A 9,245-nucleotide genomic window follows, 5' to 3' on the forward strand; every position below is an offset into this window, starting at 1 on the left:
CTACTATTGTAGTTAGCAAGGCAAGTCTTTGCATAAAGGCGTTGTTAGGCTTTGGAGGTCAGAGACCCAAAACTAACACGCCTTTTTACTCTTCTAAAATTGACGAACCATTGACTTTTAAACAGCATTGCTCAAAATACTGGCAACAAAAGAGGAGCATTGACTGGCGGTTCCGGCATCACTTCCTTGATACGTTTCGCTTGCTGGGGAAGGTGTTTTGTTGGTCAGTGCAACGATAACCTGTCACCTGTCTTACAGCAGGGCTGCCCCAAATACCCCGGCACTATCGCCCAGTTTGGGTTTCAGAAAAAGCGTATTGAGTTTGCCACTGTTGAACACATATTTTTTGGCTCGCTCCACACCCTCGGTGTACAATAGGTCAACGTTTCCCACGCCCCCGCCCAGCACAATGGCATCCGGGTCGAGGATGTTGACCAGCGTAGATACGGCCCGGCCAAAGTTTTCGAGTAAGCGCTCGATAGTAGCCGTAGCATACGGGTCGTTGCCCTGCCGGTAGCGTTCGAGAATAACTTTCAGGGTTCGTTCCTGCCCGCTCTGCTCCTTATAAAATCGCTGGAGTGCCGGACCGGAAATGACCTGTTCATTACAACCCCGTTTGCCGCAGTAGCATTCGTACCCGTTCTCTTCCAGAATATTATGGCCCCACTCGCCCCCAATTCCCTGCCTGCCTGCCTGCACCACCGGGAGGCCGTCGAGGCCCCGAAACACAACACCTCCGCCCACACCCGTACCCAGAATAACGCCGAATACCATCCGAAAATTGGGGATAACATCCTGTACAATGCCCATCGTTGCTTCGGAGAGGGCAAAGCAATTCGCATCATTCGTGGTAGAAACCGGCACCCCCAATGTACGAGCCAGATCATCGCGAAAGGGTTTTCCGTTGATACTGGTCATGTTCGAGTTCTTCATCGTACCGGTTTCTGGGTCCATGGTGCCGGGCGTGCAAAAACCAATCTTCTCGGGCTGCAAGCCCGTTTCGTCCCTGAGCAATTGGATGAGTTTGCCAATCTGCCCCACAATATGGTCGTAACCCAGGTGGGCTTCGGTGTCGATTCGCTTGCGGATAATTATTGAATCCGGAGAGGGGGAGGATAAAATAACGCCTTCAATTTTGGTGCCACCTAAATCGACACCCCAATAGGTTTGCATGGGTTAAGGACTGGTAGGATAATGGAATCAGCGCAAATCGGGAATGGCACAGAAATCCATGTCGCCATAATCGAGGTTTTCACCTGCCATACCCCATATAAAGGTGTAATTAGAGGTGCCTGCACCTGAGTGAATAGACCAGTTGGGCGAAATTACGGCCTGTTCATTCTGCATCCAAATGTGGCGGGTTTCCTGGGGTTGCCCCATAAAGTGACAGACGCTCTGCCCTTCGGGCAGGTCAAAATACAGATAAACCTCCATGCGCCGGTCGTGCGTGTGGGCAGGCATCGTATTCCAGACACTGCCAGCTTTCAGCTCGGTCATACCCATCTGCAACTGGCAAGTGGGTAGTATACTATTTACCAGTAGCTTGTTGATGGTGCGGTGGTTGGCTGTTTCCATACTCCCCATTTGTACCACTTCGGCGTCTGATCTCGACACTTTACGGGTAGGGTAGGAGTGAACCGCGGGCGTGGAGTTCAGGTAGAACCGGGCGGGGGTATCATCCTCGTGCGAGATGAACTGGATGTTTTTTGTTCCCTGACCAATGTAAAGGGCTTCTTTAAAGTCCAGATCATATACTACGTCATCGGCTAGTACGCGCCCCGGTCCGCCAATGTTGATGATTCCCAACTCCCGACGCTCCAGAAAATAGGCTGCCTTCAACTGGTCGGGAGCTTCCAGCGTAAGAGGTCCGGATACCGGCACAACACCTCCGGTAAGATACCGATCAAAAAACGAAAGTACCCAGCGGAACTGATCGGGTTGAAACAGGTTATCAATGAGAAAATTCTGCCGGAGTTGTTCCGTATTCATGCCTTTCACTTCGTTGGGAGAAGCCGCATACCTGCTTTCGAAAGCTGCTTTCTGTTGAATTTGGCCATTGGTTGGTTTAGTCAGTTCTGTTTGCATATGAGATTGGAGTGTCTGCTTCTGGCAGAGGGATCGGACATTTTTTGAGATAAAAGAAATGGGATTAACTATCGCTGACAGTAAGGTGGATTGTACCAATAGAGTCGAACAGGCGCATCAAATACCCTACTTAGTAGTAAGATGACCGCTTCTTTTTGCGTTTTTTACTAACTCCTGAATGGGATGGAGTTGTTCTGCTTCAGTGGCTAAAAGCCTGCCGATACCTGAATCTACAGGTACTGCTGGGGTGTCAGGTGGTCGGGATGTGGGAGTAACCTCACCGGGCTATATAGGTATACGGTGTATTTCCCCGGGCTGCCCGGATGCTGGTGTAGCAACCATAGAAAGTTCTTATGATGGGATTTTTTTTGCTGGCCTTTCGCGGCAGAAACACAAAAATGCTGGCCAGTTCCCTATATTTGCTTGTCTTATGTTACGACAAAACGGCAAGTGTAGCCTCTCCTTATTAGCTGATTTTGATGAATGATTCAACGCTACAAATGCAGTTTGCCACTGATAAGCATTTCTATCAGTTAGCTGATTTCATCCCCCAAATTGTCTGGACTGCTCAGCCAGATGGCTACGTAGATTACTACAATAAGCAGTGGTATAGCTTTACCGGGTTTGATAAATCCTACGGCGATCAGAGTTGGATCCCTATTTTGCATCCCGACGACGTAAAATTATGTATTGATACCTGGGAAGAAGCTATCCGTACAGGCAGCGAGTATGAAATGGAGTATCGCTTCATCGACCGTAAAAATCCGGGTAGTTATCGCTGGTTTCTGGGGCGGGCATGCCCCATTAAGGATGATGAAGGGCAAATTGTGAAATGGTTCGGTACATGCACTGAAATTGATGAGCAGAAAAGGCAGGAAGAACTGTTGGAACAACGGGTTCTGGAACGGACCAAGGCGTTGAAAAAGCTTACTGTAGAGCTACAACGGTCCAATCAGAATTTGCAGCAGTTTGCCTACGTAGCGTCGCACGATTTGCAGGAGCCACTCCGGAAAATACAGAGTTTTGGCGATATACTGATCAATCAATATAGCGCAGAACTGGCCACTAACGGCATTGGCATTATTCATCGCATGCAAGTGGCTGCTACGCGCATGTCGGCGCTGATTCGGGATTTGCTGACCTATAGCCGCCTGTCTGGTCAGGTAGATCCATTTGTAACGGTTTCACTGGAGCAGATAGTCAGTGAAGTAACAAGTGATCTGGAACTAGCGATTCACAAAGCCGAAGCGACTGTTCTGATTGAATCGTTACCGGTGGTGCAGGGGAGTCCGCTTCAGTTACGCCAGCTTTTTCAGAACTTATTGTCTAATGCGCTTAAGTTCAGAAAGACAACGGTGCCGCCCCGGGTGCGAGTAAGCAGCCGAAAAGTTACTGGATCAGATATATCCAGCGATTCGGTATCGCCCATCGGAGAAATGCTTCATTATGCAGATGCAGCTACGGATGCACAGCAATTTTGGGAAATCAGCGTAGCCGATAACGGAATTGGCTTTGACAGGAAGTATACCAGTCGGATTTTTCAGGTGTTTGAGCGTTTACACGGCAAAGACAAATACGATGGTACCGGAATTGGTCTGGCTATTTGCCAGAAGGTCGTTATGATCCATGACGGTAGTATTACGGTACGTAGCCAGCCTGATAACGGATCCACATTTTTGATCTACCTACCGGTTTGACAGAAAATGATCAGGGCGTTACTACTGGAGAAAGTCTCCGTTCCGACATAAAAAGTAGCCGTGGGTAAGTCAGGCAGGTGCAGGCGTCTGGATGGTAGATTTTAGCGTGGTTAGTGCACGATACAGAAAATTAGCCACCGTTTGCCGCTCTATCTCCATCACTTTTGCAATGGTTTCATTAGACATGCCCTCGTAAAATTTAAGCCGGATAACCTCTTTCTGGCGGGTAGGAAGCCGATTAATACCCTGATGAAGTAACGCCTGTTTTTCGGAGAACAACTCGGCCACGATCAAATCACTTTCCCCGTTCCGTCCGTCCGTCAGCAGCAATCCGGCCCGTTCCCACTCATCTGCCGATGTTTCACGACTCGTCTCTTTTTTGAGTGACCGAAATAAGTTGTTGCGGAATGCTTTGATAAAATAGCTGGTTACGCACGGTGCATCGACTACTTTCGTACGGCGATACCACAATTCCAGCATCAACTCCTGAATACAGTCTTTAATTAACTCCCGGTTTTTGGTAAATCGGGTAGCGTGATTGAACAAAACCCAGTAATGCATACGGGCCAGTTGGGTAAAAGCCTGTTCGTCACCCGCTTTGAAACGAGTCCAGAGTTGAGCCATCAATAGGGTATCGGAACGGACTGATAAAGACATAAGTACTGGTTAGTTGGTAATATAGAAGACGCTGTAACGGTTGTTAGTCTTTATGGGTAAAATGCAATTTTTGTTATATTTCCCTCTCAACCGATACACTGACCAGAAAATGAATAGTTGCCTTATTTTCTGGGTATATTCTACTAATCTACTAACGTAGTACAAAAAAACAAGGATTATTAACCGCTTTGAAGCGCTTTTTCTCTGCAAACGTTTGCGGAAACGTTTGCAGAGAAAAAGTATACCTTAGAAAGATTAAATTTTTTCGTATACTTAATAAACCAATGGAGTACGTGTTCTGACAATAAGACAGGATTAGTGACGGAGTAATCTCATAAAAATTATACTTAATACACACTACTTCAAGCCTATGAAAAATACGCCAGTTACCATCAAAGACATTGCCCGGCAACTGAGTGTGTCTATTTCAACCGTTTCTCGTGCGTTGCGGGATATGCCCGAAATTCACCCGGAAACCCGGAGTGCCGTTTTACGACTGGCTGAGGAACTGGATTATCAGCCGAATCAACTGGCTAAAAACCTGGCCAAAAGCCGGACAAGAACGATTGGGGTCATCGTGCCCAACCTGAGCTATTATTACTTTTCGGCCATGCTCAACAGCATTGAGGAGGCTGCTTTACAGGCAGGGTATAGCGTGCTGGTTTGCCAGACGAACGAGTCGTACCTGCGCGAAAAAATAAACATTCAGAATCTATTGCGAAGTCAGGTAGAGGGGTTTATTATCTCACTCTCCAGAGATACCGACAGCTATGAACACGTGGAACGGCTGACCCGAAAAAATATTCCGCTCGTTTTTTTTGATCGCTATGCCGAAAGCGTCAATGTGTCGAAAGTAATTGTCGATAATCATGCAGCGGCCTTTAAAGCGACCGAACATCTGATTGAAAATGGATGCCGACGAATCGGTATGCTGGCGGGGCCTACGCAGTTGGTAATCAGCAACGAGCGCGTGGCGGGTTACCGGGCTGCACTGGATAAGCACGGACTTAGCCTGGGAGAACAGTACATATGCCACTGCGATTACACGCAGGAAAACACCATTATGCAGACGTTGATGCTGATGAGCCTGCCCCAGCCGCCCGATGGTGTTGTGGTCATTAGTGACCGGATGGCGTACTCCGCCGTTTTTGCCATGAAACAGAAAGGGATTCGTATTCCTGAAGATGTGGCTATTGTGAGTTTTAACAATGAGCCGGTTTCGGCTCTTTTTTCTCCACCGTTGACTAGCATCAGCCAGCCCATTCAGGAAATGGGGACCGAAACGGTCCGACTGCTCCTGCGCGAACTGGATTCGACGGAGGAGTTTGTGCCTAAAGAAACGAAGGTGATGGAAACACAACTTATCGTGCGGGCATCCTCACTCCGTGGGGGCTCAGTTACCGTTTACCAGAAATGATTGAATCTTAACAAGCCACAACTGATTAGCCTGTTTGCTTAAATAAGTGAGCCAAAATCGTTGACAAAGCTGATGAGCCTCTCTTTCTTCAACATTAGTTTCCACCTCACTGCCGAGAGCAGCAAATGAACTATAAATGTTCAGGAAGATGCTTGTTTTCCTGTGAGTATTTCGTCTGTCTCGTCGGCAAGCTTTTAAGCCAGTCTTTACGAATGCCAAGGTAAAATCCCGTCTGTGATGGGTAACGCAGCAACTTTCCCTGGTCATAGCCTGCCTTAATAACGATAGAGGAGCCACCCAGCCAGCGCGTGGGCCTACTCAGCGATCCCATTGCCGAGAATTGATTTATCCCATCCGGAAAAGGACCAACGGTTGAATAGATGGAATAAACGCCATGGTTCTGACTGTAGGAAGCTCTGAGTTGATACCGCCAGTAAGCGGGTTGCCAGCGACTGCTTCCTGCCCGCTGGAACGTTCGTATCGAACCCGATACGCCCCAGTTAAAAGCAAGTACCCGGTTGTTATTGATGCCAAAAAGACCACCAACTGGTTTGCCATCTGCGGTATTACGAGAAAAGGTCTGGGCACCTAAAGTCGGATTTGTGTCGGCTGTCTGGGTAATGAATGGTATCCCTATCGTTCTACCCTGGTATGACCACCCGTCTGGATACTGACCATTGACAAGATAGTTTTCCGGTTCTCCACCCAGCAACTTACCAAACTGCACATACCCCTGGCTTTGCGAGTTGAAAAGTTCAACAACCATGTCTTCGATAAACCGGTTGGGACGCTTGCTCTGTAACCGAAGCCCATACAATCCATCCTCAATATTTCTACCATTGTACAGTTTACGGCCCAGGTCGTAAGCATGTTGCTGGTAGGTGGATAGGGTCCACTGATTTAGGTCGACCGACAACGCTATTTCGGCGGCTCCCCGGTGATCGCCCACCCGGTTCTGGTCGTTGGTCGTAAATTTAGACAAATCTTTGAGTGCTTCTTTGTTCACGGGTACCACTACGTTATAGTAAGCCTCAGGACTGTCAGCGTACTGCCCATTAAACGAAAGCGTAGGATCTGCTTTTGCAAAGAAGGCATAGCCAGCCCACTGTACTTCATGGCTGAAAGAGCCGTATAGATGAAACCGACTGGCCGGTTTACCCAGCCGGAGGGACAGGGCTTTCTGATGGAGATAGGAGCCCTGCACATAGGTTTGGTCGCCAAACCAGCCGTGCGCAAAAAACGCCTTCAGAGCAACAAATTTCCGGGTGAAGCCTATGGGAACATAATCGATCGTGCCAATCTGTATCCGGGGCATCGGCAGGGCATTTCTCGACCAGATAAAAGAACCGGACGAGAGCGGACTTTGGGCAAAACCCAATACCTGTTTGCGCCTTCCCCCAAAAATTTCCAACCAACCCAGCCGGGCCTTAACGTATCCTTCACTTAGGATTACGGCCTGCGATGCGCCCGCCTGGCCAACTACTTCCAGCCCCGCCCCCCAGTCTATCTTCGGTCGCTTTTGGGTAGAGTCGGAGCGGTAACCTATGGCGGTTGCACCCCGCATCCAGACAGTAGGCGCTTGGCTTGGTACGATTCCGTATTGATTGGTTTGCATCCAGAAGGGCACTTCCCCGGTGGATGAGCCGAAGCCGCCTATTTCCAGCTGGCCGGTAAGGGGTCTGTAGAGCGGGCTTGGTGAAGAAGACTGAGCCGATACAGTTCCCGGCAAACCCGCACCCAACAGCCATTGGCAGCCGATCGACATAATAAAAAAACGGGCGGTGTAGCGATACTTAACTGATTGCCTTAGTACGAAAAAAGAAAAAATGGAACCAAACATTGTTTAGATAATTGAACAGATGCCAGCAGGCGTTATATAATCAAAAAAAACGCTCAGACTTTACCGAGTAGAAGACAATCAAATAAGTGTGTGGGGTCGCATTAAGACTAAAATAATCTGGTAATGTTACAATAACGTGGCCATTTTTTATGCCAATTTTCTTAATAGGTGACAATTATTTACTGAATGGGGTTATGAACAGTAGGCATTAAGCCGAATGGCGGGGCTTGAAAACTGCTGGAATTACCTGCTAATGGCCTAACGAGAAACTGACCTGAAGACCCCTGTTTTGAAAATAGGAAGACTGCTGGATGTGTCTTCCCGAACAGTTGAGTAATGTAGTTGAACAGACCAGTGGTAAGTCAAAGCTAACCCAATCCGCCACCACCGGGTAGCAGGGCTACAACATTGCAGAAATGAGGCTTTTTGTATGCTCAGATAGCGCAAACGCTGGCAACAGTAGAGCAAGGGCTGGGTTGGTCGCTAAAATCTGCCCGAAAAGTGCAGGCGCAGAAGCCGGATAGGACGCCAAAGCGTTCAACCGTTTTTATTCTCAAAGGACTCACTCCCCTATCCTACCTGGAACTCTGACAGCGCTTCTCTCTGATTTTAACTCCAGTGACAGCCCATTTAGTCCTTTTTAGGTAATTATTGGTGCAATATAATTTATACAACTATTTTAATAAATAATTAAACATAAGGTGACTTTGTTTAATGACATAGGTCAAAAAGGCTGTAATTTGATACCTACCGTTAAACAAAATAGAATGATGAAAGCTTCTGAGCAAGAGAATAAGGGCATTTATACCGCTATATCTAATCCGTCAACTGTCATTACTGATTGGAGTCAGGCAGTGACCAGTTTTCATGAACTGTTTAGACTGTTGGTGGAAGCGATTGATACTATCGAACGGCAATCAAGCTATGCATTTTATGCAAATCGTAAACTGCAATTACACAAGTTGAAAAAAAGTCGCGTAGAATCGATTCAGGTACTTGAGCAATTACTAGTTGATATGGATGGTGTATGTAGTTTTGATCAGGTCCTCCCACAGGCATCAATAGATCGACTATATTCTCACACGATACGATTGCAAAAACAGAATGAGCGAATACAGATAGTATTGGGGCTAAACAAATTTCAGGCTATATACACTTCTTCTAACAGTATAACTGCGTGGGCGTAGATCGTCTTATAAGCAGGTATAGCGTCATGGTATTTGGCCAGGAAAGAAGCCCGCAGTGGAATTTTTCAATCACAGTCAACCTGTGTTTACTGTTTGTAAGGTGGGAAGTCAGACGCAAGAAACAAGTAACAAAGAATGCAATACCATAGGAAAACAAGGGAAAATAGAAAAGCCCTAAAAAAGAAAAAGCCCTGATAATCAGGGCTTTTTCTGTTGTTTGGGATGTGCTCGCTGAACTGTGTCAGCGGGGTTTAGTCGAAGCGATGGGCTTGAATGCGTTCGTCAAAGATAATACTGAATTGGTTAATCAACTCCTTCCAGTTATAGGTTGTCGTCTCCCACTTGGTGTGTAGGTTTTGGAT

At 47.3% G+C, this 9,245-nt stretch carries 7 protein-coding genes; 3 read left to right on the forward strand and 4 right to left on the reverse strand.

Annotation, left to right across the window (positions count from 1 at the left end):
- Window positions 1-252: 252 nt before the first annotated feature.
- Both B157_RS0108515 and kduI read right to left on the reverse strand, forming a co-directional pair.
- Window positions 253-1,173 carry an ROK family protein gene (locus B157_RS0108515; protein ID WP_020602925.1) on the reverse strand — a complete coding sequence of 307 codons (921 nt, stop codon included), beginning with the start codon at window positions 1,171-1,173 and terminating at the stop codon, window positions 253-255.
- Between the two features lie 27 nt (window positions 1,174-1,200).
- Entirely contained in the window at window positions 1,201-2,085 is an 885-nt protein-coding gene (gene kduI / locus B157_RS0108520) for a 5-dehydro-4-deoxy-D-glucuronate isomerase (protein WP_020602926.1), read from the reverse strand.
- A 479-nt stretch (window positions 2,086-2,564) separates the two neighbouring features.
- On the opposite strand from kduI, the gene B157_RS34785 reads away from it, so the two are divergent.
- The gene (locus B157_RS34785; RefSeq protein WP_020602927.1) at window positions 2,565-3,782 is read left to right on the forward strand and encodes a sensor histidine kinase; all 1,218 of its coding nucleotides are present in this window, start codon (window positions 2,565-2,567) and stop codon (window positions 3,780-3,782) included.
- A gap of 69 nt (window positions 3,783-3,851) precedes the next feature.
- On the opposite strand, the gene B157_RS0108530 is transcribed toward B157_RS34785, so the two are convergent.
- Entirely contained in the window at window positions 3,852-4,439 is a 588-nt protein-coding gene (locus tag B157_RS0108530; RefSeq protein ID WP_020602928.1) for an RNA polymerase sigma factor, read from the reverse strand.
- Window positions 4,440-4,809: 370 nt separating this feature from the next.
- Between B157_RS0108530 and B157_RS0108535 the strand changes: the two genes are divergently transcribed.
- Entirely contained in the window at window positions 4,810-5,856 is a 1,047-nt protein-coding gene (locus B157_RS0108535; protein ID WP_020602929.1) for a LacI family DNA-binding transcriptional regulator, read from the forward strand.
- Window positions 5,857-5,986: 130 nt separating this feature from the next.
- On the opposite strand, the gene B157_RS0108540 is transcribed toward B157_RS0108535, so the two are convergent.
- Entirely contained in the window at window positions 5,987-7,621 is a 1,635-nt protein-coding gene (locus tag B157_RS0108540; RefSeq protein ID WP_245565044.1) for a capsule assembly Wzi family protein, read from the reverse strand.
- An 842-nt stretch (window positions 7,622-8,463) separates the two neighbouring features.
- Here B157_RS0108540 and B157_RS0108545 point away from each other — a divergent pair.
- Window positions 8,464-8,883 carry a hypothetical protein gene (locus tag B157_RS0108545; protein ID WP_020602931.1) on the forward strand — a complete coding sequence of 140 codons (420 nt, stop codon included), beginning with the start codon at window positions 8,464-8,466 and terminating at the stop codon, window positions 8,881-8,883.
- The last annotated feature ends 362 nt before the right edge of the window (window positions 8,884-9,245 follow it).

Origin of the sequence: Spirosoma spitsbergense DSM 19989 (genome assembly GCF_000374085.1) — a bacterium.
GTDB classification, from domain to species: domain Bacteria; phylum Bacteroidota; class Bacteroidia; order Cytophagales; family Spirosomataceae; genus Spirosoma; species Spirosoma spitsbergense.

Coding starts and splice junctions, on each gene's coding strand:
- B157_RS0108515 (WP_020602925.1), bottom strand. CDS start 1,173: ATGCAAACCTATTGGGGTGTCGATTTAGGTGGCACCAAAATTGAAGGC.
- kduI (WP_020602926.1), bottom strand. CDS start 2,085: ATGCAAACAGAACTGACTAAACCAACCAATGGCCAAATTCAACAGAAA.
- B157_RS34785 (WP_020602927.1), top strand. CDS start 2,565: ATGAATGATTCAACGCTACAAATGCAGTTTGCCACTGATAAGCATTTC.
- B157_RS0108530 (WP_020602928.1), bottom strand. CDS start 4,439: ATGTCTTTATCAGTCCGTTCCGATACCCTATTGATGGCTCAACTCTGG.
- B157_RS0108535 (WP_020602929.1), top strand. CDS start 4,810: ATGAAAAATACGCCAGTTACCATCAAAGACATTGCCCGGCAACTGAGT.
- B157_RS0108540 (WP_245565044.1), bottom strand. CDS start 7,621: ATGTCGATCGGCTGCCAATGGCTGTTGGGTGCGGGTTTGCCGGGAACT.
- B157_RS0108545 (WP_020602931.1), top strand. CDS start 8,464: ATGATGAAAGCTTCTGAGCAAGAGAATAAGGGCATTTATACCGCTATA.